The sequence below is a fragment of the Streptomyces sp. NPDC085460 genome, from assembly GCF_044541975.1.
Lineage (GTDB): Bacteria > Actinomycetota > Actinomycetes > Streptomycetales > Streptomycetaceae > Streptomyces.
In genome coordinates this window covers 14,589-40,275 of record NZ_JBITTO010000004.1, presented here as the reverse complement: position 1 = coordinate 40,275, position 25,687 = coordinate 14,589, and the positions used below count along the sequence as shown (strand labels likewise).

Annotated in this window: 19 protein-coding genes; 13 read left to right on the top strand and 6 right to left on the bottom strand. The window is 74.4% G+C overall.

Annotation, left to right across the window (positions count from 1 at the left end):
• Positions 1-84 precede the first annotated feature (84 nt).
• The 3 genes from ACIGHB_RS11280 (at position 85) to ACIGHB_RS11270 (ending at position 3,334) form a co-directional block, all read left to right on the top strand.
• A complete protein-coding gene (locus ACIGHB_RS11280) occupies positions 85-546 on the top strand; it encodes a phospholipase (protein ID WP_360309199.1) in 462 nt (153 codons plus the stop codon).
• 238 nt (positions 547-784) lie between these two features.
• Positions 785-1,915: a ribosome small subunit-dependent GTPase A gene (rsgA, locus tag ACIGHB_RS11275; protein ID WP_360309197.1), complete on the top strand. Its 1,131-nt coding sequence runs from the start codon at positions 785-787 to the stop codon at positions 1,913-1,915.
• A 66-nt stretch (positions 1,916-1,981) separates the two neighbouring features.
• A complete protein-coding gene (locus ACIGHB_RS11270; RefSeq protein WP_399911708.1) occupies positions 1,982-3,334 on the top strand; it encodes a bifunctional transcriptional activator/DNA repair enzyme AdaA in 1,353 nt (450 codons plus the stop codon).
• On the opposite strand, the gene ACIGHB_RS11265 is transcribed toward ACIGHB_RS11270, so the two are convergent.
• Together ACIGHB_RS11265 and ACIGHB_RS11260 are read right to left on the bottom strand one after the other, a co-directional pair.
• Positions 3,321-3,803: a DUF456 domain-containing protein gene (locus ACIGHB_RS11265; RefSeq protein ID WP_360309193.1), complete on the bottom strand. Its 483-nt coding sequence runs from the start codon at positions 3,801-3,803 to the stop codon at positions 3,321-3,323. The genes ACIGHB_RS11270 and ACIGHB_RS11265 overlap by 14 nt on opposite strands.
• A 126-nt stretch (positions 3,804-3,929) precedes the next feature.
• Positions 3,930-4,910: a helix-turn-helix domain-containing protein gene (locus ACIGHB_RS11260; protein WP_360309191.1), complete on the bottom strand. Its 981-nt coding sequence runs from the start codon at positions 4,908-4,910 to the stop codon at positions 3,930-3,932.
• A gap of 232 nt (positions 4,911-5,142) precedes the next feature.
• Between ACIGHB_RS11260 and ACIGHB_RS11255 the strand changes: the two genes are divergently transcribed.
• The 4 genes from ACIGHB_RS11255 to ACIGHB_RS11240 all read left to right on the top strand — a co-directional run bounded on the left by ACIGHB_RS11255 (position 5,143) and on the right by ACIGHB_RS11240 (position 12,766).
• Complete coding sequence (locus tag ACIGHB_RS11255; RefSeq protein WP_399911704.1) at positions 5,143-8,919, top strand: S8 family peptidase; 3,777 nt, start codon at positions 5,143-5,145, stop codon at positions 8,917-8,919.
• Positions 8,920-9,042: 123 nt separating this feature from the next.
• Positions 9,043-10,506, top strand: a complete 1,464-nt coding sequence (locus tag ACIGHB_RS11250) for a protein phosphatase 2C domain-containing protein (RefSeq protein ID WP_399911701.1) — start codon at positions 9,043-9,045, stop codon at positions 10,504-10,506.
• Between the two features lie 27 nt (positions 10,507-10,533).
• Entirely contained in the window at positions 10,534-12,276 is a 1,743-nt protein-coding gene (locus ACIGHB_RS11245; RefSeq protein WP_360309185.1) for a pyruvate dehydrogenase, read from the top strand.
• Between the two features lie 85 nt (positions 12,277-12,361).
• Positions 12,362-12,766, top strand: a complete 405-nt coding sequence (locus tag ACIGHB_RS11240; RefSeq protein ID WP_360309183.1) for an ATP-binding protein — start codon at positions 12,362-12,364, stop codon at positions 12,764-12,766.
• A 34-nt stretch (positions 12,767-12,800) separates the two neighbouring features.
• Here ACIGHB_RS11240 and ACIGHB_RS11235 read toward each other — a convergent pair whose 3' ends face one another.
• Entirely contained in the window at positions 12,801-13,913 is a 1,113-nt protein-coding gene (locus ACIGHB_RS11235; RefSeq protein ID WP_360309181.1) for a DUF2637 domain-containing protein, read from the bottom strand.
• Between the two features lie 212 nt (positions 13,914-14,125).
• A complete protein-coding gene (locus ACIGHB_RS11230; protein WP_360309179.1) occupies positions 14,126-14,995 on the bottom strand; it encodes a (2Fe-2S)-binding protein in 870 nt (289 codons plus the stop codon).
• Positions 14,996-15,499: 504 nt separating this feature from the next.
• Here ACIGHB_RS11230 and ACIGHB_RS11225 point away from each other — a divergent pair.
• From ACIGHB_RS11225 to ACIGHB_RS11215, 3 genes are all read left to right on the top strand, one after another.
• Positions 15,500-16,201: a GntR family transcriptional regulator gene (locus tag ACIGHB_RS11225; RefSeq protein ID WP_399912728.1), complete on the top strand. Its 702-nt coding sequence runs from the start codon at positions 15,500-15,502 to the stop codon at positions 16,199-16,201.
• 56 nt (positions 16,202-16,257) lie between these two features.
• Positions 16,258-16,890 (top strand): hypothetical protein, encoded by a 633-nt coding sequence (locus ACIGHB_RS11220; RefSeq protein WP_360309175.1) that lies wholly within the window; start codon positions 16,258-16,260, stop codon positions 16,888-16,890.
• Between the two features lie 111 nt (positions 16,891-17,001).
• Complete coding sequence (locus tag ACIGHB_RS11215; RefSeq protein ID WP_360309173.1) at positions 17,002-18,591, top strand: hypothetical protein; 1,590 nt, start codon at positions 17,002-17,004, stop codon at positions 18,589-18,591.
• A 28-nt stretch (positions 18,592-18,619) separates the two neighbouring features.
• Here ACIGHB_RS11215 and ACIGHB_RS11210 read toward each other — a convergent pair whose 3' ends face one another.
• Positions 18,620-19,423 (bottom strand): hypothetical protein, encoded by an 804-nt coding sequence (locus tag ACIGHB_RS11210; RefSeq protein WP_399911694.1) that lies wholly within the window; start codon positions 19,421-19,423, stop codon positions 18,620-18,622.
• 296 nt (positions 19,424-19,719) lie between these two features.
• Positions 19,720-21,414, bottom strand: coding sequence for a PucR family transcriptional regulator (locus tag ACIGHB_RS11205; protein ID WP_399911692.1), 1,695 nt, complete (start codon positions 21,412-21,414; stop codon positions 19,720-19,722).
• 316 nt (positions 21,415-21,730) lie between these two features.
• Between ACIGHB_RS11205 and ACIGHB_RS11200 the strand changes: the two genes are divergently transcribed.
• From ACIGHB_RS11200 to ACIGHB_RS11190, 3 genes are read left to right on the top strand one after another with little or no spacing between them, the layout of a single operon-like run.
• Positions 21,731-22,621, top strand: a complete 891-nt coding sequence (locus ACIGHB_RS11200; RefSeq protein WP_360309167.1) for a xanthine dehydrogenase family protein subunit M — start codon at positions 21,731-21,733, stop codon at positions 22,619-22,621.
• 2 nt (positions 22,622-22,623) lie between these two features.
• The gene (locus ACIGHB_RS11195) at positions 22,624-23,220 is read left to right on the top strand and encodes a (2Fe-2S)-binding protein (protein ID WP_360309165.1); all 597 of its coding nucleotides are present in this window, start codon (positions 22,624-22,626) and stop codon (positions 23,218-23,220) included.
• Positions 23,221-23,222: 2 nt separating this feature from the next.
• On the top strand, positions 23,223-25,622 hold the full coding sequence (locus ACIGHB_RS11190; RefSeq protein ID WP_360309163.1) for a molybdopterin cofactor-binding domain-containing protein: 2,400 nt from the start codon (positions 23,223-23,225) through the stop codon (positions 25,620-25,622).
• The last annotated feature ends 65 nt before the right edge of the window (positions 25,623-25,687 follow it).

Sequence of the window (25,687 nt, the reverse complement as noted above, 5' to 3'; positions counted from 1 at the left end):
CAGGGATCCGCCATATCCCGGCCCCCCACGCTCGGGGCAACGGCGCCGGGAGAGACCCGGTCCGCTCCCCGGGGAGGACCCCTGATGCGCAGTCGACTCGCCGCAGTCACCGCCACCGCAGTAGCCGCGATCGTCGCCCTGGCCACCCCCGCCTCCGCGGCACCCGCCGACAAGCCGCAGGTGCTGAGCGGCTGGACGCAGACGAGCGCGTCGAGCTACAACTCCTGGGTCTCGGCCCGCGCCAACCAGGGCAACTGGTCCGCCTACGGGTTCGACTGGTCGACCGACTACTGCTCGTCCTCCCCGGACAACCCCTTCGGCTTCCCCTTCCAGACGTCCTGCGCCCGCCACGACTTCGGCTACCGCAACTACAAGAAGGCCGGCACCTTCACCGCGAACAAGGCCCGCCTCGACGACGCCTTCTACGCCGACCTCAAGCGCGTCTGCACCCGCTACTCCGGCGCGACCCGCACCGCGTGCGACTCCACCGCCTGGACCTACTACCAGGCCGTCAAGGCGTTCGGCGTCAGCCCGGCCCTCGGTTAATCGGTGGTGCGCTGACGGAGGGCCCGGCTACAGTGCCGTTCATCCGCTCCCGCAGGGGCGGATGAAGGCATGCCGAGAACCCGGAAACAGGAGGTGAGGACATTGATGACTGTCACGGTGACGGGCTCTGCCCGCATTCAGGAGTTCATCGTTCCCACCCCCGTGGTCTCCGGCTGACCTTCACTCGATCCGCGCGCTCGGAGCGCGCCGCCGGGGCCACCCTTCGAAGGGTTCCCCCTTGTCCGACGTTTCGCTCCACCCGTCTTCCTCCGCCGTCTCCACCCTCCGGCACCCGCTGGCCGCTCATGGCTGGGACGAGGGCTGGGAGGGGGAGTTCGCCCCGTACGCCGCCCAGGGGCTCGTCCCGGGGCGGGTCCTCCGCGTCGACCGCGGGCAGTGCGACGTGGCGACGCCGGCCGGCGTCGTCCGCGCCGACACCGCGTTCGTGACCCCGCACGACCCGCTGCGGGTCGTCTGCACCGGCGACTGGGTCGCCGTCGACCCCGAGGGCGCGAGCGACCCCCGCTACGTGCGGACGCTCCTGCCCCGCCGGACGGTCTTCGCCCGGTCCACCTCCTCCAAGCGGTCCGAGGGCCAGGTCCTGGCGGCCAACGTCGACCACGCCGTCATCACCGTCTCCCTCGCCGTCGAGCTGGACCTCGGCCGCATCGAGCGCTTCCTCGCCCTCGCGTGGGAGTCCGGCGCGCGGCCCACCGTCGTCCTGTCCAAGGCGGACCTGGTGTCCGACCCGGTCGTCCTCTCCCACCTGGTGGAGGACGTCCAGGGCGCCGCGCCCGGCGTCGAGGTGCTGCCGCTCAGCTCGGCCAGCGGCGACGGCGTCGACGTCCTGCGGGCCGTCGTCTCCGGCGGCACCACCGTCCTCCTCGGCGTCTCCGGCGCCGGGAAGTCCACCCTCGCCAACGCGCTCGTCGGCGAGGACGTCATGACCGTGCAGGCGGCCCGTGACGTGGACGGCAAGGGCCGGCACACCACCACCACCCGCAACCTCTTCGTGCTGCCCGGCGGCGGTGTCCTCATCGACACCCCCGGCCTGCGCGGCGTCGGCCTGTGGGACGCGGAGGCCGGCGTCGGCCAGACCTTCGCGGAGATCGAGGAGCTGGCCGCCGAGTGCCGCTTCCACGACTGCTCCCACGAGTCCGAGCCGGGATGCGCCGTCCTGGCCGCCCTCGACGAGGGCACCCTCCCGGTGCGCCGCCTGGAGAGCTACCGCAAGCTCGTCCGGGAGAACCAGCGCCTGGTCGCCAAGACCGACGCCCGGCTGCGCAACGAGATCCGCAAGGACTGGAAGCGCAAGGGCGCCGAGGGCCGCGCCGCCATGGCCTTCAAGCGCGAGGGCCGGCTGCGGTAGCGGCAGGGGCACCGCCCTGTCCGAATCCCGCCAGTGTGCGGCGGTCCGCCGCCGCACACTGGATCCATGACGGACGACGAGGGCGACACCCTCTACCAGGCGGTGAGCAGCAGGGACGCGCGGTTCGACGGCGCGTTCTTCTTCGCCGTGCGGACCACCGGCATCTACTGCCGGCCCAGCTGCCCGGCCGTCACCCCCAAACGGCGGAACGTCGCCTTCTACCCGACGGCCGCCGCCGCCCAGGGCCACGGCTTCCGGGCCTGCCGCCGCTGCCGGCCCGACGCGGTGCCCGGCTCCGCCGAGTGGAACGTCCGGGCCGACGTCGTCGGAAGGGCGGTGCGGATGATCGGCGACGGCGTCGTGGACCGCGAGGGCGTGCCCGGCCTCGCCGTCCGCCTCGGCTACAGCACCCGCCAGGTCCAGCGCCAGCTCACCGCCGAGCTGGGCGCCGGACCGGTGGCGCTGGCCCGCGCCCAGCGGGCGCACACCGCCCGGGTGCTCCTCCAGACCACCACGCTGCCGGTCACGGAGATCGCCTTCGCCGCCGGTTTCGCCTCGGTCCGCCAGTTCAACGACACCATCCGAACCGTCTACGCCCGCACCCCGACCGAACTGCGCGCCGAGACGGCCGGCGCCCCCGGCCCCGGGACCGCCCCGGCCACCGGCGTACCGCTGCGGCTCGCCTACCGGGGGCCGTACGCCGCCCGCGAGGTCTTCGACCTGCTCGCCGCCGAGGCCCTGCCGGGCGTCGAGGAGGTCACCGGGCCGCCCGGCGACCGCACCTACCGGCGCACCCTGCGGCTGCCGTACGGACCCGGGACCGTCGCCGTCGACGAGCGGGCGCCCGGCCGCTGGCTGGAGGCCCGGCTGTGCCTCGCCGAGCTGCGCGACCTCACCACCGCCGTGCACCGGCTGCGCCGCCTGCTCGACCTCGACGCCGACCCGTACGCGGTCGCGGAGCGGCTCGGCGCCGACCCGCGCCTCGCCGGCCCGGTCGCGGCCCGGCCGGGGGTCCGCTCGCCGGGGGCCGCCGACCCGGAGGAGTACGCCCTCCGGGCCGTGCTCGGCCCCCAGGAGTCGGCCCGCGTCCTGGCGGAGTCGGGGACCCCGCTCGACACCCCCGACGGCACGCTCCGCGCGCTCTTCCCCGCCCCGGCAGACCTCACCGGCCACCCGGTCGCCGGGGCCCTGGCCCGCGCCCTCGCCGACGGCACGCTCCGGCTCGACCCGGGCGCCGACCGCGACGAGGCCGCCCGCGTCCTCGCGGCCGTACCCGGCGTGGACCCCCGCACCGCCGCCCGGATCCGCGTCCGCTCCCTCGGGGACCCGGACGTGCCGGACCCGGACGGCCCCGACGTCCCGGAGCGGGCGCCGTGGCGCTCCTACGCCACGCGCTATCGGGAGGTCAGCCCGCGATGACCGCGCCCACCCACGCGCCCACGATCAGCAGGCAGGCGAAGAGCTCCACCAGGAGGCTGGTGCCGGCGGCGCGCATGAGGGCGCGAGTGGCGGCGCGGGCCTGGCCGTGGCCGCCGATGCGGAGCCGCTCGGAGAGGTAGACGCCGCCGACGAAACCGGGGACCGCGCCCACCACCGGGAGCAGGACGAAGCCGAGGAGGGCGCCGCCGCCCGCGTAGCCGAGGGTGCGGCGGGTCAGCCCCACGTTCCGGAAGCGGCGCGGTGGCAGCTGCCAGACCACGACCTGGGTGAGCAGCATCAGGGCGGTCGAGGAGACCAGCAGGATCCACGCGAGGCCGGTCTGCTCGTTCAGCGACCACCACAGCACGGCGGCCCACACCAGCCAACTGCCCGGCACGCCGGGGGTGAGGACCCCGAACAGGCCGAGGAGCATGACCGCCGCGACCATCAGGAGCTGCCACACACCCACGCGCCCAGCCTCCCCCAGACCGGACGTTCCCGCAGGTCGCGAGGACCGAACGGGGAGGGCGTCCCGGCGGGAGGGGAGGCCGCTCGGGCGGGGGCGGGCGTCCGGCGGGTGGTGTGGTCTGTGTCGTCAGCGGGCCACCCAGCCCTTCTCGTACGCGTGCCAGCCCAGCTGGAGGCGGGTCGTGACGGCGGCCAGTTCCATCAGGCCCTTCACCCGGCGCTGGACCGTGCGCAGGCCCAGGTCCAGCTGCTTGGCCACGCTGGCGTCGGTCATGCCGGCGAGCAGCAGGGAGAGGATCTCCAGGTCGGTGGCGTCGGGGCCGGGGGCCTGGTCCTCGGTGACCTGCGCGCCCGCGCCGAGCCGCAGCGGCAGCGCCTCCCGCCACACCGCCTCGAAGAGGCCCATCAGCGACTCCAGCAGGCCGCTCGCGTGCACCACCAGCGCGGCCGGCTCCGCCCCGCGGCCGGTCAGCGGGACCATCGCGAGGCTGCGGTCGGCCACCACCAGCTTGGTCGGCACCCGGTCCACCACCCGGATCTGCTCCTCGCGGCCGAGCGCCGCCGACAGTTCCAGGAGGCCGGTGGGCAGGCTCAGCACCTCGCGCTCGACGACCACCCGGTAGCGCACGCCCCGCCCGGCGGCCAGCTCCTCGGCGTCGTTCTCCAGGCCCGAGACGGCGATCGGCTTGCCGGTGACGAGGGCGCAGACCTCCTCCGCCGCGCCGAGCTGGAGCTGGAGGAAGCGGTGGGTGACCGCGCTCGCGCCGGTCACCACCTCGACCAGGTCGTGCACGGCCGGCTCCGTCGCCTCGGCGCGGTACTCCTCCGCGAGGAGCGCCGCCGCCAGCTCCGCCTGCTCCAGCTCGTGCCGCTGCTGGGTGAGGAGCGCGCCGAGCGCCACCCCGGGCGGCGCCGCCACCCAGCGGCCGGTGCGTGCCGAGGACTGGGCGGCGAGCCCCTGCGCCTCCAGGCGGCGCAGCGCCCGCTCGGTGTCCCGTTCGGGCAGCGAGAGCCGGTGCGCCAGGTCCGTGACCTCGGCCGCCCCGAGCGCGATCAGCGCCCGGTAGGCGGACTCCTGCCGCTCGTCCAGTCCTATCGCTCCCAGCATCGGTTCCCGCCCCTCGCCGTGCCTGCGGAGGGCGGCACGCGAAGTTCCGCGCACGTTCCCCGGAGGCATTCGTTCCGTTGGTGGCCTGGCGGGAATCGGCCACGGCGTATTCCCGCCGCGCCCATCATCCCTGTACCGCCCTCACCTCTGCCAATGTGGCGCCACCGCAGCACCAACCGCCTCCGGATACAGGTGACTTGCGCCTGTTGTCCGGAATCTGATGGGGAGAGCGATGCGCCCGATTTCGCGTACGGCCCTGGGAGCGGCGACCGCCGCCGTCCTGGCCGTCACGGCGGCCCTGCCGTCCGCCGCGGCCCAGCCGCCGGCCGGCGGCTCCGCCGAACGCCCGCCGGTCGGCAGCGAGGCCCAGGCCCGCGCCGGGGAGAGGCCCGCCACGGTGACCCTGGTCACCGGCGACCGCGTCCTGGTCAGCCGCGACGAGCGGGGCAACCCCGCCGCCACCGTCCTGCCCCGCGAGGACGGCACCGTCCCGCTGGTCCAGACCCGCCGCTCCGGCCAGGACCTCTACGTCTACCCCGAGGGCGCCACCGAGGCCCTCGCCGCCGACCGGGTCGACGAGGAGCTGTTCAACGTCACCGGCCTGGTCCGCCAGGGCTACGACGACGCCTCCACCACCACGCTGCCGCTGATCGCCGTCTACGGCTCCGACCTCGGCCGCTCCGCCTTCGCCGCCCCGCGCGGCGCCCGCCGCGGCCAGGTCCTCAAGACCATCGGCGGCGTCGCCCTGACGGCCGAGAAGAAGCAGGCCGCCACCTTCTGGGCCGAGGTCTCCGCCCCCGACGCCCCCACCGCCCGCGCCTTCACCGCCGGCCTCGACAAGCTGTGGCTGGACCGCAAGGTCGAGGCCACCCTGGAGCGTTCGACCGCGCAGGTGCACGCCCCCGAGGCGTGGGCCGCAGGCTACGACGGCACCGGCACCAAGGTCGCCGTCCTCGACACCGGCGCCGACGCCGAACACCCCGACCTCAAGGGCCGGATCGTCGCCGCGGAGAACTTCACCGACTCGGACGGCCCGGGCGACCGGCAGGGCCACGGCACCCACACCCTCTCCACCGTCGGCGGCTCCGGCGCGGCGAGCGGCGGCAAGAAGAAGGGCGTCGCCCCCGGCGCCGCGCTCCTCAACGGCAAGGTGCTCAACGACTCCGGCTCCGGCGCCACTTCGTGGATCATCGCCGGCATGGAGTGGGCCGTCGCCCAGGGCGCCGACGTCGTCTCGATGAGCCTCGGCAACCCCTCCGAGACCGACTGCGACGACCCGATGGCCGCCGCCGCCGAACAACTCGCCCAGAACAAGGGCACCTTGTTCGTCGTCGCCGCGGGCAACGCGGGCCCCTCCCTCAACTCCGTCTCCTCGCCCGGCTGCGCCCCCGGCGTCCTCACCGTCGGCGCCACCGACCGCGACGACTCCACCGCGTCCTTCTCCAGCCGCAGCCCCGTGGCCAACGAGGCGCACACCCTCAAGCCGGAGATCGCCGCCCCCGGCGTCGGCATCTCCGCCGCCGCGGCCGGCGGCCGCGGCCCCTACGCGTACCAGGCGATGTCCGGTACGTCGATGGCCACCCCGCACGTCGCGGGAGCCGCCGCGATCCTGAAGCAGCGTCACCCCGACTGGACCGCGCAGCAGGTGAAGGCGGCCCTCGTCTCCTCCGCCGAGACCGACATCCCCGGCGACGTCCGGGAGACCGGCGGCGGCCGGCTCGACGTCAAGGCCGCGATCGACCAGAAGGTCCTCTCCGCCCCGGCCGTCCAGGGCGGCACCTTCCACTGGCCGCAGGACAAGAGCGACCGCACCACCGTCACCGTCCCCTACACCAACACCTCCGCCGCCCCGGTCACCCTCGACCTGGCCGTCGAGACCGTCACCGGCAACGACGGCTCCGCCGTCCGGTCCTCCGTCGCCCGCCTCGGCACGCGCAAGGTCACGGTCCCCGCCGGCGCGACCGTCGAGGTCCCGCTCTCCCTCGACCCCACCGCCCGCCTGGAGCGCGCGCAGTACGGCGACGTCACGGGCAGGGTCGTCGCCACCGCCCGCGGCGGCGTCCACGTCTCCACCCCCTTCTCGCTGTACGTCGAGCCCGAGACGGTCACCCTCCGCGTCAAGCTGATCGACCGCCTGGGCAAGCCGGCCGGCGGCCCCTCCTCGCTCGACGTCATCGGCACCGACACCGCCACCGGCGAGCGCCGCTACAACGAGGGCGCCGCCGACCAGGTCTTCCGGGTCCGCCCCGGCAGCTACTTCCTCACCTCCTTCGTCGCCACCCCCGACGCCGGCGAGGGCGCCACGCTGACCGACTCGCTCACCCACCTGGCCCGCCCGCAGCTGGAGGTCAGGAAGGACACCACCGTCGTCCTCGACGCCCGCGAGGCCCACCGCCTCTCGGTCCGCACCGACCGCCCGTCCGAGGTCCGCGGCGCCACCCTCACCTTCGCCCGCTCCTGGGACGACACCTGGATGCACGCCGGCACCGCCGGCGGCCCGCGCACCATCCGCTCCTACTACGCCTCCGTCGAGGGCGAGGCCCGCGACGGGGAGTTCGAGTCCGGCAGCTACTGGCGCGCCGCCGCCCCGCAGCTCTCCTCGCTGCGCACCGGCGACGGCCTCGACCTGCACGCCGTGACCGCCTCCACCGGCTCCGACAACCTCGACGGCACCGGCTCCGCCCGGCTCGTCGACGCCGGCACCGGCACCCCGGACGAGCTGAGGGCCGCCGGCGTCCAGGGCCGCCTCGCCCTGGTCCGCCTCCCCGACGACGCCACCAGCGTCGTCACCCTGGCCCAGGACGCCAAGGCCGCCGGCGCGATCGGCGTCGTCGTCCACCACGCCTCGCCGCTCCGCTGGTACCCGACCGGCGGCTTCACCGGCGCCGGCCTGCCCGCCCTCGCGGTCCCGGCCGGAGAGGCGGACGCGCTCCGCGACCGGCTCGCCTCCAGCCAGGTCACCCTGCACTGGAAGGCCACGGCCAAGCCGTCGTACGTCTACAGCCTCGCCTTCCCCGAGACCGGCGAGATCGAGCACGACCGCGTCCACCGGGTCCGTGACTCCCGGCTCGGCCGCTCCGAGGTCACCTACGGTTCGGCCGGCGTCGCCGCGGACTTCATGAACTTCCCCGCCGCCCACCGCCCGAACGGCACCTCCGCCTCCTTCGCCGGCCTGGAGACCGTCGCCGCCCCGGGCAGCCGCACCGAGTACTACACGCCCGGCGACACCGTCTGGCAGCAGCTGACCGGCAGCAGCTTCCCCTTCGGCGAGCTGATGGTCGGCGACCGGCACGCGTACACCGCGGGCGAGCGCCGCACCGAACGCTGGTACGACGACGTCATCGTCCCCACCGCCCCGCGCGACGCCTCCGGCGCCCCCGTCCTCGTCTCCGAGCGGCAGGGCAACCTCATCGGCTTCGCCGCCGCGATGTGGGGCGACGGCGTCCACCACGCCGAACCCGGCTCCTTCGGCGACCTCGGCAACCTGCGGCTGCGCCGCGACGGCGAGCTGATCGGCGACAACGCCTGGCCCTTCGGCGTCTTCGAGGTGCCCGCCGAGCGGGGCACGTACGAACTCGAACAGAACACCATGAAGATCGGCAACCGGAACTGGGCCCGCTCCACGTCCGTACAGTCGATCTGGAAATTCACCTCCCAGCTCGACGAGACGGTCTATTCTCAGGGCATCCCGATACTCTTCCCCCGGTACGACCTGCCGGTGGACGGACTGAAGACCCTCGCCGCCACCGACGGCCAGCGGATCCGCCTCTCCGCGACCGGTCACGCCGGGTACAAGCCGGGCGCGCTCGCCTCGGCCTCCCTCTCGTACTCCTACGACGGGGGCACCACCTGGACCGAGGCGCCGGTCACCAGGGCGGGCGGTGAGTGGATCGCGACCGTGAACCACACGGGCGCGACGGGCAAGCCGGTCACCCTGAAGACCGAACTGACGGACGCCCACGGCAACTCCGTCACCCAGACCGTGGTCCGCGCTTACGACGTGCGCTGACCACGACGGTCCGCCGGACGTCCTTCCCGTGGGGGGTGGGGTCGTCCGGCGGACCACCCATTCGCAGCAACGGTTTTTCTCGTGTCCCGTTTTCCCGGGCCGCCCGCGGTGGACAATAGGGGCATGACTCAGCAGGGGGACAACTGGTGGGACGCGCTCTACGACGAAGCGGCGGAGGACAGCGCCCCGGCATCCCCGGCATCCCCGGGTGACACCCTCGACGCCCGCTTCGCCTCCGCCTCCCGGGCCACCGCACCCGAACCCACCGGCCCGCCGCCACCTCCCGCCGCGCCCCCGGCGCCCCCGGCGCCCACGGCCCCTCCGGCCCGCCCCGTCGCGCCGCCCGCGCCCGCGGTGTTCGGACCGGCGCCCTGGGAGGCGCCCGCCAGTGGGCCCCGCACTTTTCCGCAGCCGCAGCCGCAGCCGCAGGCGGCACCGGAACCCGAGCCCGAGCCCGAGCCCGAGGCCGAGCCGGTCGCCGCGCCGCCGGCGGAGCGGTCGACGGCCGAGGACGCCACCGTGCTGGTGCGCCTGCCCGCCGGGCACGAGCCGACGGTCCAGGTACCGGTGCCCGAACCCGTGCCGCTGCCCCGGCCCCGTACCGGCTTCGTCGGCAGCCGGCCGCCCACCTACGAGGCCGAGCCGACCGCCCTGCCCGCCGCGCGGCCCGGCGAACTCGCCGACCTGGTCGCCGACACCGTCCTCGACGGCGCCCGCTACGGCACCGCCACCCTCCGCGCCGCCTCCGTACGCGGCGACTCCGCCCGCTACCGGGGCGAACCCCGCCGGGACGCCCTGCTCACCGCCCGCTTCGGGCACGACGAGACCGCCCTGGTCCTGGTCGCCGTCGCCGCCGGCTCCCGCGCCGCCGACGAGGCCCACCTCGCCGCCGCCGACGCCTGCCGCTGGATCGGCGAGGCCGTCGGCCGCAGCCACGCCCGGCTCGCCGAGGACATCCGCTCCGGCCGCCGCGGCGACCTCAAGTCCGGCCTGCACCGGCTCACCGACCGCACCTATGGACGGCTCCGCGCCCGCGCCGCCGAGCGGGGCGTGGCCCCCGAGGCGTACACCGCGACCCTGCGCTGTCTGCTCATCCCCGCCGACCCCGACTGCCGCACCCGGGTCTTCTTCGGCATCGGCGGCGGCGGGCTCTTCCGGCTCCGCGACGGCGCCTGGCAGGACATCGAGCCCCTGCTGCCCGACCCGGCGTCGGTGACCGGCGCGCCCGTCGTGGGCTTCGGGTCCACGCCACCGCACGGGACGCCCGAGGCGACCGAGGAGGGCGACCGGCTCACCATGGACCTCGGCATCACCACCGCCCCCGGGCCGCTCGTCGAGGAGCCCGTCCCGCCGCCCGCCGAACCGTTCCGCTTCCGCGCCTCGGTGGCCCGCCCCGGCGACACCCTGCTCCTCGCCTCGCCCGGCCTCGCCGAGCCGATGCGCGGCGAGCCCGAGCTCGCCCGCGAGCTGGCCGCCCGCTGGACCGGCGCCGAACCGCCCGGCCTCGCCGCCTTCCTCGCCGACACCCAGCTCCGGGTGACGGGGTACGCCGATGACCGTACGGGGGCCGCCGTCTGGGAGGCGTGAGACGCCGGGCCGTGTGTTGATGGACCCATGGCCAAACAGAACGTAGCGGAACAATTCGTCGACATCCTCGTCCGCGCCGGCGTGCAGCGGCTCTACGGCGTGGTCGGCGACAGCCTGAACCCGGTCGTCGACGCCATCCGGCGCAACCCCGCCATCGACTGGATCCAGGTCCGCCACGAGGAGACCGCCGCGTTCGCCGCGGGCGCCGAGGCCCAGATCACCGGCCGCCTCGCCGCCTGCGCGGGCTCCTGCGGACCGGGCAACCTCCACCTCATCAACGGCCTGTACGACGCCCACCGCTCGATGGCCCCGGTGCTCGCCCTCGCCTCCCACATCCCGTCCAGCGAGATCGGGCTCGGCTTCTTCCAGGAGACCCACCCGGACCAGCTCTTCCGCGAATGCAGCCACTACAGCGAACTCATCTCCCACCCGAAGCAGATGCCCCGGCTGCTGCACACCGCCGTCCAGCACGCCGTCGGCCGCGGCGGCGTCTCCGTGGTCGCGCTCCCCGGCGACATCGCCGACCAGCCCGCCCCCGAGAAGCCCACGGGATCGGCGCTCGTCACCGCGCGCCCCACCGTCCGCCCCGGCGACTCCGAGATCGACGCCCTGGTCCGGATGATCGACGCGGCCGAACGGGTGACGCTCTTCTGCGGCAGCGGCACCGCCGGCGCCCACGCCGAGGTGATGCAGTTCGCCGAGCGGCTCAAGGCGCCCGTCGGGCACGCCCTGCGGGGCAAGGAGTGGATCCAGTACGACAACCCCTTTGACGTCGGCATGAGCGGACTCCTCGGCTACGGCGCCGCCTACGAGGCCACCCACGAGTGCGACCTGCTGATCCTGCTCGGCACCGACTTCCCGTACAACGCCTTCCTCCCCGACGACGTCCGGATCGTGCAGGTCGACGTGCGCCCCGAACACCTCGGTCGCCGTTCCCGGCTCGACCTCGCCGTCTGGGGCGACGTCCGGGAGACCCTGCGGTGCGTGACCCCCCGGATCCGGGCCCGCACCGACCGCCGCTTCCTCGACAAGATGCTGAAGAAGCACGCCGACGCCCTGGAGGGCGTGGTGAAGGCGTACACCCGCAAGGTGGAGAAGCACACGCCGATCCACCCCGAGTACGTCGCCTCCGTCCTCGACGAACTCGCCGACGACGACGCCGTGTTCACCGTCGACACCGGCATGTGCAACGTCTGGGCGGCCCGCTACCTCACCCCCAACGGCCGCCGCAGGATCATCGGTTCCTTCAGCCACGGCTCCATGGCCAACGCGCTGCCGCAGGCCATCGGCGCCCAGTTCACCGACCGGGGCCGGCAGGTCGTCACGCTCTCCGGCGACGGCGGCTTCACCATGCTCATGGGCGACTTCCTCACCCTCGTCCAGTACGAACTCCCGGTGAAGATCGTGCTGTTCAACAACTCCTCGCTCGGCATGGTCGAGCTGGAGATGCTGGTCGCCGGGCTGCCCTCGTACGGAACGGGCTACCGCAACCCGGACTTCGCCGCCCTCGCCCGCGCCGCCGGCGCCTACGGGGTGCGCGTCGAGAAGCCCAAGCACCTGGCGGGCGCCCTCAAGGACGCCTTCCAGCACAAGGGCCCCGCCCTCGTCGACGTCGTCACCGACCCCAACGCCCTCTCCATCCCCCCGAAGATCAGCGCCGACATGGTCACCGGCTTCGCCCTCTCCGCCGGCAAGATCGTCCTCGACGGGGGAGTGGGCCGGATGCTCCAGATGGCCCGCTCCAACCTGCGGAACGTGCCGCGCCCCTGAGCCGTCCGGCGCGCGGCGCATGCGGACAGGCTCGCGGGGCAGGCTTTCCCGTGAGCCTGTTCGACGCGATCGTGGGTGGGGGGCTATGGCCGGGAAGGCACGACAGCCGACTCAACTGCTCAGAAAGGTGGGAGGAGCGGACCTGACCGCGGTGCCGGAGCTCCGGCACGCGTTACGCGAACTCCTCGGCGCCTGGGGCGGACCGGGCGCAGGCGACGTCGCCGAACTGCTCACCAGCGAACTGGTCACCAACGCGCTGGTCCACACCGCGCACGGAGCGGTCGTGACCGCCACGGTCGAACCGGCGCAGCTCCGGGTCGAGGTCCGCGACTTCCAGCCCGGTCTCACCGGCCCGCTCGTACCGCCCGCCGACGACGGTACGCACGGCCGGGGTCTCTTCCTCGTCAGGGAACTCGCCGACTCCTGGGGTGTCGAGGAGCGCGGCACCGGCAAGGTCGTCTGGTTCGAACTGAACGGCGGGGCCGCCTGAGGGCGACCCCGCCGTCCGGATCCCACGGGACCCGCTAGCCGAGCTGGCGCTTCATCTCGGAGAGTTCGCGCTCCAGGTTGTCGAACTCCGCGATCCGGGGGAGCGACTGGGTGTCGTCCTCCGCGGTGAGGTCCACCCTGCGGGCGTCACCGCGCGGGTCACTTCCCCTGACGGCTTGCAGGGAGGGCCGGGGCCGTAGCGGCAGTTGTCCCGGGTCCGGTATGGCGGGTTCCGCGACGGCGGCGGAGACCGCCGGTGTCGCGGAACCCGGCCCGGACCCGGGGGCCTGACCCCCGCCGGTCCCGGTGCCGGCGCCGAGCGCCGCCACCTCCACCTGACGCCCGCCGCCGCGCCCGAAGGCCCGGTGCTGGCGGTTGAGCGCCTTGATCTGCGCCCGGTCGAGCTTGGCCTGCTCGCGCCGGCGGATCCGGTTCTGCTCCTTCTCCCGCCGGTCCTCGCGCACCTCGTCCACCGCCTCGTCCAGGGTCCGCACGCCCTCCAGGAGCATCAGCGACCATGCGGCGAAGGTCTCCCGGGGAGCCCTTATCCACCGCACGATCCGGATCTGCGGCAGCGGGCGGGGCACCAGGCCCTGCTCGCGGAGCGCCGCCCGGCGGGTCTGCTTCAGGGCCCGGTCGAAGAGGACCGCCGCCGACAGGGACATCCCCGCGAAGAACTGCGGGGCCCCGTCGTGGCCCAGGCCGCGCGGCGCGTGCACCCAGTTGAACCAGGCGGCCGCGCCGGCGAAGAGCCAGACCAGGAGACGGGAGCCGAGGGCCGCGTCGCCGTGGCTGGCCTCGCGGACGGCGAGCACCGAGCAGAACATGGCGGCGCCGTCGAGGCCGAACGGGACCAGGTACTCCCAGCCGCCGGTCAGGTTGAGGTTCTGCCGGCCGAAGCCGACGAGCCCGTGGAAGGAGAGCGCCGCGGCGACCGCGGCGCAGCAGAACAGCAGCCCGTACGAGGCGAATCCGTAGATGGCCTCCTTGCGTCTGCGGCGCTCCTCGCTGCGTTCCCAGGAGTCCTCGGCCGCGGCCTGGTCACCGGCGCGCTTCCCGCGCGCGAGCACCGCCACCGCCGTCAGGACCCCGGCCACCATCACGCCGCCCGGGAGCAGCCAGTCCAGCGATATGTCGGTCAGTCTCATGCGGTGTCCCTCGCATCGCAGTAGGGCGTTTGGCCGCCCATACTGTCCGACCGATCGACGGGCCCACGGTGTTTCGGGGCAAGAGCACGCCATCGGGGGCTCAGGACATACGAATAGGTACCTTCTGGTCGAACGGCCGCCCGTGGGACCGGAGTTGCGTTCGATTCACGTCACTCGTGAGGGTGGTGTGAGGGGGGAGGTGCCGAGGGGGTTCAGGCGGTGGCGGCGAGCCGCCGGACCCGGTCCGCGTCACAGGTGCGGGGACAGGTGATGCAGGTGTCCTCGGGGCGCAGCGTGTAGAAGAAGCAGCAGGTGGCCCGGTCCCGGGTGGCCCGGGGGGTGCCGTCCGGCGCCTCGGCCCCGGGCAGCGGACGGAACGCGGCGCCGCCCGCGTACGGCTTCTCCGGCCTGCCCGTTGTCCCCGGCAGCAGCAGCTCCAGCTCGGCCATCGCCCGCTCCTCCTCGCCGAGCAGGGCGCCGATGTACCAGAGGCTCTCCACGATCTCGTCGGTCACCATCCCCCACAGGGCGCGGCGGCCGCGCCGCATCCGGGGGCCGAAGCCGGCGAGCAGCGCCTCGAAGTGCTCGGCGAGGGAGGCGCGGACCTCCGCGCGCAGGGCGTCCTCGTCGGCGACGACCCGGGCGCCGGGGAGGGCGGCGGCGGGGTCGTCCGGCAGGCAGGCGAACTCCTCGACCCGGACCGTCATCCGGCCCAGGGCCCGCTGGAAGGAGACGGAGCCGACGGGGAGGCGGGGGACCCGGCGGTGCAGGAACCAGGGGACGGTGACCAGGAGGCACGCGGGCCAGGCGTACCGGTGGAGTCCGAAGCTGGCGACGACGTCGGGGCGGGCCTGCTGTCCGTAGTCCCGGAGCACCTGCGCGTTGTCCCAGGCGAGGAAGGCGTCGAGGACGGCACCGCCGGCCGCGAGCTCCGAGGCGCCGACCCAGCCGGCACCGCGCGGCAGCCGTTCGTCCCCGGCCGACTCCTCGATCCGCAGGCCGGAGAAGACCTCGGCGAGCCGGGCGTACGAGGCCGCGACGGGCGAGGCGAGGGGGGAGGACAACAGGGCGTGGACGGTCATGCGGACCACCGAATCGCGATCGTTAGCAGGTTAGCCTTACCTTACCCGAAACGACATCGCGTCTCACCACCGGCCGCCCGCTCCCCGTCCCGCGCCTCGTGGGCGCGATCCCACGGAACGGTCATTTCGCCTATGGTGCACAGGGGACCCCGGTATCGCGAGCCGGGCCCGGCACGAGGCCGCAGGAGGACCCGGGTGGAGCAGGGCGCAGCGCGCGAGCGGGCGACGGAGGGACCGTCCGTGCGATTCGGCGACCCCGTGAACGGCCGGCGGGACGACCCGTACGACACATACGAGTGTGAGGCGGCCCGCGACGCCCCTGGAGCCGGGCCGGGCGAAGGGCGCGGCGACGCGTACGCGGCGGACGGCGGGTACGGGGCGGACGGCGGGTACGGGGCGGACGGCGGGTACGGGGCGGGGCCGGGCGCCGGGTACGGAGCGGGGGTCGGCGGGTACGGGGCCGGGCGGGGGACCGGGTACGGAGCCGGGCCGGCGGGTGCGCGCGTGCCCGAGCAGGCCCGGGGCGAGCACACCCACGGCGAGGGGCCCCTCCCCCTCCCCGGCGACGGCCCGCGCGCCGTGCGCAGGCACTCCGTCCGCGGACAGATCCTCGACGCCCTGCGCACCGCCCTCGTCTCCGGCGAGCTGTGCCCCGGCGAGGTCTACTCCGCCCCCGCCCTCGGCGAGCGCTTCGGCGTCTCCGCCACCCCCGTCCGCGAGGCCATGCAGCGCCTCGCCGTCGAGGGCGCCGTCGAGGTCGTCCCCAACCGGGGCTTCCGCGTCGTCGTCCGCACCCCCCGCGAGCTGGCCGAGCTGGCCGAGGTGCGGGCGCTGATCGAGGTCCCCGTCATGCTCCGGCTGGCCCGCACCGTCCCGGCCGCCCGCTGGGCCGGCCTCCGCCCGCTCGCCGAGGCCACCGGCGCCGCCGCCGCCCGAGGCGACCGCGCCCACTACGCGGAGACCGACCGCGCCTTCCACCGCGCGGTCCTCGCCCTCGCGGGCAACGAACAGCTCCTGGCCATCGCCGACGACCTGCACCGCCGCTCCCAGTGGCCCCTCCTGAGCGCCCCGGTCCCGCGCCACGCCGACCTCGTCGCCGACGCCGCCGAGCACAGCGCCCTCCTCGACGCCCTCGCCGCGCAGGACCTCCCGGTCGTCGAGGCGCTGGTGCGCGAGCACTTCACGGGCGCGAACGGATGGACGTGAGCCTCCGCTAGGCTGGGTTGATCATGTCAATCCACCGAGTCACAGGGGGACTTCGGATGCGGACGGGTTTACGCGCCACTGCCGTCGCGGCGGCACTGCTGATCGGACTGACGGGCTGCGCGGGCGACGCCCTCGACGCCCTCGACGAGGCCACGGGCGAGGGCGAGAACATCTCGCTCGACGCGACCGGACTGGCCCGCGCGCTGCCGCGCGACACCGACGTCGGTGACGTGTTCACGAGCAGCGAGCCGACCACGGCCCAGGGGGCCGAGGCGGTCGAGTTCTGCACCCACCGGACGGACGCGCCCTGCACGGGCGTGACGATCACCGGACTGAAGGAGACCGTGGTCCGCGGCTCCTCGCCCGAGGAGCGGGTCGACTTCATGCTCTTCGTCTTCGGCTCGCAGGAGCAGGCCACCGCCCACGTCGAGAAGATGACGGCCGGCTGGAAGAAGGAAGACGTCAAGAAGAAGCGCTCCGTGAAGCCGGTGACCTTCGACAGCGGCGCCGACACCACCGAGGCGATCACCTACGCCGACCCCGAGGGCACCAACGTCTACATGCGCGTCGGCTCCGTGGTCTCCTACGTCGCCGGCAGCCGGGTCTCCGCCGAGAACGTGCAGCAGGCGGCGACGATGCAGGCCGACCGGATCAGGACCATCGCGGCGGGCCACGACCCGAAGAAGTGACCCCACCCCCGGGGGGACCGCTCCCGTGACGGGACCGGTCCCCCCGGGCTCCGCGCCCACTAAGGTCGTGGGCGACAGCCGCCCGTACCGCGCCGCCCGTGAGGTTGCCCCATGCCGTCCGCGACCCCGTCCCCGGCGGACGGACGCCGACCCTCCCCGACCGGTACGCACCCCGGGGCCGCCGCACTGCTCGGCTGGCTCACCGACCCCGACGCGCCCCGCCTGTGCCTGGTCACGGGCGCCCCGGGCAGCGGCAAGACCGCCCTCCTCGGCTGGCTCGCCGCCCACGAGACCCGGGCCGGACGCGGCCGGGCCCGCACCGACCGGATCCTCGTCCCGCTCGCCGGGCAGAGCGCCCTCGGCGTGGCCTGGACGCTCGCCGACCGGCTGGGCGTCGTCGCCAGGACGCCGGCCGACCTCGGTCACGCGCTCGCCACCAGCGAGGCCCGCCGCACCGGGCGGACCGTGCTGCTCCTCACCGATCTGCACGCCGCCGCCGAACCGGACGCCGTCGCCGACCTGCTCGCGGGACTCGCCGAGGTCGGACGGATCCGGCTGGTCGTGGAGGCCCGCACCGGCACCCGGCCGCCCCGGGCCGCCCGTACCACCGTCGTCGACCTCGAAGGGGACGCGGGCCCGGAGCCGGTGCCCCCGGCCCCGCCGCTCCCCGACCTCTCCGATCCCGCCGCGGTCTGCGCCGCCGATCCGCTCCTCGTCACCACCGGCTACGCCACCGCCTCCGCCGACGACCACGGCGGGCTGCGCGACGCCTGGCTGCGGGCCGGGCAGGCGCTGTGCGCGGCGGACGGCCCCGCCGACCGGGCCCTGGTCCTGCTCACCGCGCTCGGCGACGGCGCCGACCCCCGGCTGCGGCCGGCCCTCGCCGAGCGGGCGGGGCCCGCGCCGTGGCGGGTGCGGTGGGCCCGGCACCGGGGCGACGTCTCCCCGCCGTGGCCCGGCCCGGTCGCCGTGCTCGGCGCGACCGCCGGCGGTCCCTCGGCCGGGGTGGTGCTCGTCGGCGACCGTACGGGCACGGTCCGGCTCCTGCGGGAGGCGGACGCCACCGGCGAGGGCCGGCTCGCCCACCGGGCCGCCGGACGGATCACCGCCCTCGCGCCCACCGCCGACGGGACGGTGCTGCTGCTCGACGAGCGGGGCCGGCTGCACGTCGTACGGGGCACCGCGCCCCGCCCGCCCTATCTGGAGCGCCTCACCGAGGCCGTCTCCACCACCCTCTCCCGGCACCCCGGCACGGCACTCGCGGCCATCGCGGGCTCCGTGGTGGTGGGCGACCGGCTCGGCTCGGTCCACGCCTTCGGCGTCAACGGCCTCCACCAGGCCGCCGCGCACAGCGGCCGGGTCACCGCCGTGACCGCCGTCGAGTCCGAGACGCCGTTCGTCTGCTCGGGCGGCGCCGACGGCACCGTACGGCTCTGGACGCCGGGGCGCCCGCCGGTCCCCGAACCGCTCGCGGAGCGCCGGGCGCCGGTCGTCGCGCTGCACGCGGCCCCGGCCCCCGGCGGCCCGCTGGTCGCGGCGGCCTGGGCCGACGGGCGGGTCGAGCTGATCCCCGCCGAGGGCGGCGGGCGCCGCGCCTTCCGGCCGGGCCCGGCGGTCCGCGCCGTCGCGGTCACGGCCACCGGGGCGCTCCTCGTCGGAACCGACGAGAGCCTCATCTGCCTGGAGCCGCACCACATATGACGAGGCGTCACATGAGGCGCGGCCGGGGTCACATGGCCGTCCGGGGCGTCAACTGACCCGCCAGCCACGTCGGTACGCCGCCGAGGAGGCGGAAGAGGCGGCGGGCCTCGGCGCGCAGCCGGCCCGCCTCCGGCTCCGTCTCCGTGTCGGCCAGCGCGGTGAGCGCCGGAGCCGTCCCCACCAGGTAGCCCAACTCCTCCCGGATCCGCAGCGATTCGGCGAAGCCGTGCCGGGCCTCCGCCAGCTCGCCCTCGCGCAGCGCGAGCCCGGCGAGGTGGCGCCAGGTGGAGGAGAGCAGCAGCGAGTCGCCCTGCGCGGTGGCGCCGGCGTGCGCGCGGCGGTACGCGGCCCGGGCCGCCTGCGGGGAGTCGCCCAGGTTCTGGGCGATCAGGCCGCGCCGGTAGTCCAGGAGCGGCCGGCCCGCCTCGGAGGGGGCGATCAGCGCCGCCGCGCGGCCCAGCGCCATCCGGGCCTCGTCGGCGCGGTCCCTGACCCCCAACAGCGTGGAGGCGTAGGCGAGATAGCCGCGCTCGCAGGCCGCCGCCCCGCGTTCCTCGTCGCTGCTCGCGACCGCCTCGGCGGCGCGCAGCGCCTCCTCGGCCTCGGCCCAGCCCTGTTCGGTGTAGAGGCAGCGCTCGATCAGCAGCGCGGCCCGTTCGAGCGCGGCGGCCGGTTCGTGGGCCCGGGGGGCGAGCAGCGCCGCCGCGTCGGCCCAGCAGCCGCGGGAGCGGAGCCGCCATATGGCGGTCTCCACCGGAGTCTCCTTGCCGTAGGCGGGGGACGGACTTCCGCCGCCCCCTGATTCGGAACCAGACATGGCGGTGTCCGCCACATTGCCCTCCCCGAGCGCGCCGTCGAGCTGTTGAGTAGGACGGCATCTCAGCACGAACGGACGTACCCGGCCAAGGGGTCGGGTGAAAAATTTCACAAAGCCGTGGGACGCGCGTGACGCCCCGCCGGGACCGGGTCCGACGGGGCGTCAGGGGGCGCTGAGGCCCGTGATCACGGGGGTGATCAGGGAGGGCGGTGGTGGAGCGGGCCCCGCCGGAGGGGCGGGCCAGGGGGTCCGCCGTCACTCCTCCGGACTCAACCGAAGGAGTGAATTCCGCGTCCGGCGGGGGCGGTCCTTCAGCTCATCCGCAGGGCCAGGAAGAAGTCGAGCTTGTCCTCCAGGCGGGACAGGTCGCGGCCCGTCAGCTGCTCGATCCGGCCGACCCGGTAACGCAGCGTGTTCACGTGCAGGTGCAGCCGCGTCGCGCAGCGCGTCCAGGAGCCGTCGCAGTCCAGGAACGCCTCCAGGGTCGGGATCAGCTCCGCCCGGTGGCGCCGGTCGTAGTCCCGCAGCGGGTCGAGCAGCCGGGCCGTGAAGGCGCGCCGCACGTCGTCCGGGACGAAGGGCAGCAGCAGGACGTGCGAGGCCAGCTCGTGGTGGCCGGCCGCGCAGACCCGGCCCGGGCGGGCGGCGGCCACCCGGCGGGCGTGCCGGGCCTCCTCCAGGGCGCCGCGCAGGCCCTCCGCCGAGTGCACGGCGGCGCTGACGCCCAGCGTGAGCCGCCCGTCGTCGGCGAGGCCGGCCGAGAGCGGGGCGCGTACCGCCGCGAGCAGGGCGTCGGCGTGCAGGCCCAGGGCGGGCGACGGGCCGTCGTCCTCGCTCTCCGGCAGCGGGCCGGCCGCCAGCGGCACCAGGGCGATGGCCTCGTCGCCGGTGTGGGCGACGGCGATGCGGTCGGCGGACTCGGGGCCGACGGTCGCGGGGTCGACCAGGATCTCCTCCAGGAGCGCCTGGGTGACGGGACCGGCCTCCACCGGGGGCTGCCCGCCCTCCTGGTCCCACTCGACGCGGGCGACGACGACCTGCCAGTGCGGGGCGGCGCCGAGACCGGGCAGCAGCACCGGGGCGGCGACCCGCAGGCGGGCCGCGATCTCGGCGGGCGCGGCGCCCGTCTGGACCAGCTCCAGGACCTCCTGGGCGAGCCTGCGGCGGACCGTGCGGGCCGCGTCGCGCCGGTCGCGCTCGACGGAGATCAGCTGGGTGACGCCCTGGAGCAGGTCGAGCCGGGCGGCCGGCCAGTCCCCGGCGTCCGCCTCGACGGCGAGCAGCCAGTCGGACAGGACGGTCTCGCGGACGTCCCGGGACGCGGGGCCCGCGGCCCGTCCGGTGTTCCGGATCGGGAAGAGCGAGAACGAGGTGCCCTGCGCGGTCAGCCGGTGCGGGCCGCGCCGGCCGGTCCGGGTGGCCGCCAGGTGCTCGCCCGCGAGGCCGGCCGCCAGGGCCGGGTCCAGGGGCTCGCCGGCGCCCGCGATCTGCCGCCCGGTGGGGGAGAGGACCCAGGCGCGCAGGTCCAGGTCGGAGCCGAGCAGATCGAGGACGGCCTCCGGGCCGCCACCGGTGGGACCGGAGGTCATCAGACGCCTGTGGCGGTCCACGACAGCGGCCAGGTCGCCCGCCCGCTCACCCGAGACCTGTCGAACGACATGCTCGGTGATCGTCGCGAACGCAACGGATTCGTTCACCGCGAACAGCGGCAGCCGATGGCGAGAACACGCCTCTACGAGATCGTCGGGGATGTCTCCCAGCTCGGCCTCGCCGGCCGCGAGCCCGGCGACCCCGGCCTGGCTGAGGATCCGGACGAAGGGCTCGGCGTCGGCCGGGTCCCGCAGCCAGGCCAGCCCGGTGAGGACCAGCTCGCCGCCGGAGAGGTACCGGCTGGGGTCCTTGAGGTCCGTGGTCATCACGCCACGGACCGAGCGGTCCAGCTCGTCCTCGCCGCCCAGCAGGCGCAGCCCGAGCGCGTCGTTCTCCAGCAGTGCGCGCAGCCGCATCGTGTCGCCGCCGTTCCTTCGAGTGGGTGGTGGGGTTGTCGCGTATTCGTCGGGTGGGGTCGATCAGGTGGTGCCGCCGTTTCCAGGGGGAAACGGCGAGGTAACCGTTCCCCGTCTTTCGTTCGAATCTACAAGACGTGCCGGGGCACCGGCCAACTCCTTCATGTTTTCGGTTACTGCACACGGGCCCGGCTGGCTTGTGTACTAGGCCACACACCGCGTGAACAGGACATGAACACCGAAGTCGAGGGCCGAACGTCCCCCAGGGCCCAGACGTCCGACCCCCGATCACCAGAATCACTAGAAGAGAGCCACCATGGACTTCCTTCGCCCCGCCAGCTGGGAGGAGGCGCTCGCCGCCAAGGCAGAGCACCCCACGGCCGTGCCCATCGCCGGCGGTACCGACGTCATGGTCGAGATCAACTTCGACCACCGGCGCCCCGAGTACCTGCTGGACCTGAACCGCATCGAGCTGCTGCGCGAGTGGGAGGTCGGCGAGGAGAACGTCCGACTCGGCGCTTCCGTTCCGTACACGCAGATCATGGAGAACCTGCGGACCGAGCTGCCCGGCCTGGCGCTCGCGTCCCACACGGTCGCCTCCCCCCAGATCCGCAACCGGGGCGGCGTCGGCGGCAACCTCGGCACCGCCTCCCCGGCCGGTGACGCCCACCCCGCCCTCCTCGCCGCAGGCGCCGAGGTCGAGGTCGAGTCGGTACGAGGCAGCCGCCTGATCCCGATCGACGAGTTCTACACCGGCGTGAAGCGCAACGCGCTCCAGCCCGACGAGCTCATCAAGACCGTCCACATCAAGAAGGCGGACGGCCCCCAGCAGTACTCCAAGGTCGGCACCCGCAACGCGATGGTCATCGCCGTCTGCGCCTTCGGCCTGGCGCTCCACCCGGAGACCCGGACCGTGCGCACCGGCATCGGCTCGGCCGCGCCGACCCCGATCCGCGCCAAGGACGCCGAGGTGTTCCTGAACGCGGCTCTGGAGGAGGGCGGCTTCTGGGACAACGGGAAGATCATCACCCCCGCGATCGCGAAGCAGTTCGCCGACCTCTGCTCGGCCGCCGCCAACCCGATCGACGACGTCCGCGGCACCGCCAAGTACCGGCGCCACGCCGTCGGCATCATGGCTCGCCGCCAGCTCGGCTGGACGTGGGAGCAGTACCGCGGCGCCGGCCGCACGCTTGAGGGAGCTGCATAACCATGCGCGTGAATTTCACGGTCAACGGTCGTCCGCAGGAAGCCGACGACGTCTGGGAGGGCGAGTCGCTCCTCTACGTTCTGCGTGAGCGCCTGGGCCTGCCCGGCTCCAAGAACGCCTGCGAGCAGGGCGAGTGCGGCTCCTGCACGGTCCGTCTCGACGGCGTGCCGGTCTGCTCCTGTCTGGTCGCCGCCGGCCAGGTCGAGGGCCGCGACGTCGTCACGGTCGAGGGCCTCGCGGACTTCGCCAAGCAGCGCGAGGAGCACGGTGGTTGTGCCTCCGGCGCCTGCGGCACCTCGGTCGACGCGGCCAAGAAGTGGGAGGCGAAGCCCGCTCAGGACTCGCAGACCGGCGAGGGCATCGAACTCTCCCCGATCCAGCAGGCGTTCATCGACGCCGGCGCGGTCCAGTGCGGCTTCTGCACCCCCGGTCTGCTCGTCGCGGCCGACGAGATGCTGGAGCGCAACCCGTCCCCGACGGACGCGGACATCCGCGAGGCGCTCTCCGGCAACCTCTGCCGCTGCACCGGTTACGAGAAGATCCTCGACGCCGTCCGCCTCGCGGCCGCGCGCCAGGAGCGTCAGGGAGAGGCGGTCTGACGATGGCTCAGAACACCCGTACCGCACCGGTGGGCACGCCCACCGACGTCACCCAGAACCACACCCAGGGCGGCGTCGGCGCGTCCACGCTCCGCCCCGACGGCACCCTCAAGGTGACCGGCGAGTTCGCCTACTCCTCGGACATGTGGCACGAGGACATGCTGTGGGGCCAGGTCCTGCGCTCCACCGTCGCGCACGCCGAGATCGTGTCCATCGACACCTCCGAGGCCCTCACGATGGACGGCGTCTACGCCGTCCTGACCCACGAGGACCTGCCGGCCGCCAAGAACTACGGCCTGGAGTTCCGGGACACCCCGGTCCTCGCCTACGGCAAGGTCCGGCACCACGGCGAGCCGGTGGCCCTCGTGGCCGCCGACCACCCGGAGACCGCCCGCCGCGCCGCCGCCAAGATCAAGGTCGAGTACCGGGAGCTCCCGGTCATCACGGACGAGGCATCGGCCACCGCCCCCGACGCGATCCTGGTCCACGAGAACCGCGACGACCACCACGCCCACCACGTCCCGCACCCCAACATCGTGCACCGCCAGCCGATCATCCGCGGCAACGCCGCCGAGGCCGCCAAGCGCGCCGACGTGATCGTCACCGGCGAGTACACCTTCGGCATGCAGGACCAGGCGTTCCTCGGCCCGGAGTCCGGCCTCGCCGTGCCGTCCGAGGACGGCGGCGTCGACCTCTACGTCGCCACCCAGTGGCTGCACGCGGACCGCGAGCAGATCGCCCCCTGCCTCGGCCTGCCCGAGGACAAGGTCCGGATGACCATGTCCGGCATCGGCGGCGCCTTCGGCGGCCGCGAGGACATCTCGATGCAGATCCTCGCCTCGCTGCTCGCACTGCGCACCGGCAAGCCCGTCAAGATGGTCTACAACCGGTACGAGTCCTTCTTCGGGCACGTCCACCGGCACCCGGCGAAGCTCTACTACGAGCACGGCGCCACCAAGGACGGCAAGATCACGCACATGAAGTGCAAGATCGTCCTGGACGGCGGCGCGTACGCCTCCTCGACGGTCTCGGTCGTCGGCAACGCCTCCTCCCTCTCGGTCGGCCCGTACGTCATCGACGACGTGGAGATCGAGGCGATCGGCCTCTACACCAACAACCCGCCCTGCGGCGCCATGCGCGGCTTCGGCGCGGTCCAGGCGTGCTTCGCCTACGAGGCGCAGATGGACAAGCTCGCGGCGAAGCTGGGCATGGACCCGGTCGAGCTGCGCCAGCTCAACGCCATGGAGCAGGGCACGCTCATGCCGACCGGCCAGGTCGTGGACTCGCCGGCCCCGGTCGCCGAGCTGCTGCGCCGGGTCAAGGCCCGCCCGCTGCCGCCGGAGCGCCAGTGGGAGACCGCCGGCGAGGGCGCGGACGTCCGCGCGCTGCCGGGCGGCCTCTCCAACACCTCGCACGGCGAGGGCGTCGTCCGCGGCGTCGGCTACGCCGTCGGCATCAAGAACGTCGGCTTCTCCGAGGGCTTCGACGACTACTCGACCGCGAAGATCCGCATCGAGGTCATCAACGGCGAGGCCGTCGCGACGGTCCACACGGCCGCGGCCGAGGTGGGCCAGGGCGGCGTCACGATCCACGCGCAGATCGCCCGTACCGAGCTCGGTGTCCAGCAGGTCACCATCCACCCCGCGGACACGCAGGTGGGCTCGGCCGGTTCGACCTCCGCGGGCCGCCAGACGTACATGACCGGCGGCGCCATCAAGAACTCCTGCGAGCTCGTCCGCGAGAAGGTGCTGGAGATCGGCCGGCGCAAGTTCGGCTCGTACCACCCGGCGTGGGCCAACGCCGAACTCCTCCTGGAGGGCGGCAAGGTCGTCACCGACGGCGGCGAGGCCCTCGCCACGATCGCGGACGTCCTGGAGGACCAGGTCGTCGAGATCGAGGAGCAGTGGCGGCACCGTCCGACCCAGGCGTTCGACCTCGTCACCGGCCAGGGCGACGGCCACGTCCAGTACGCCTTCGCCGCGCACCGCGCGGTGGTGGAGGTGGACACCGAGCTCGGCCTCGTGAAGGTGATCGAGCTGGCCTGCGCCCAGGACGTCGGCAAGGCGGTCAACCCGCTCTCCGTGATCGGCCAGATCCAGGGTGGCACCACCCAGGGCCTGGGCGTCGCGGTGATGGAGGAGATCATCGTCGACCCGAAGACCGCGAAGGTGCGCAACCCCTCCTTCACGGACTACCTGATCCCCACCATCCTCGACACGCCGACCATCCCGGTCGACTACCTCGAACTGGCCGACCCCAACGCGCCGTACGGCGTCCGGGGCATCGGCGAGGCCCCGACCCTGTCGTCCACCCCGGCCGTCCTCGCGGCGATCCGGGCGGCGACCGGTCTGGAGCTCAACAAGACGCCGGTCCGCCCCGAGGCGCTCACCGGCACCCTGTAGAACCCTCCGGGCGGTGTGTGCCTCCCAGGAACGTCACACCTTCCCCGCCCGCACCGCCCGGAGTC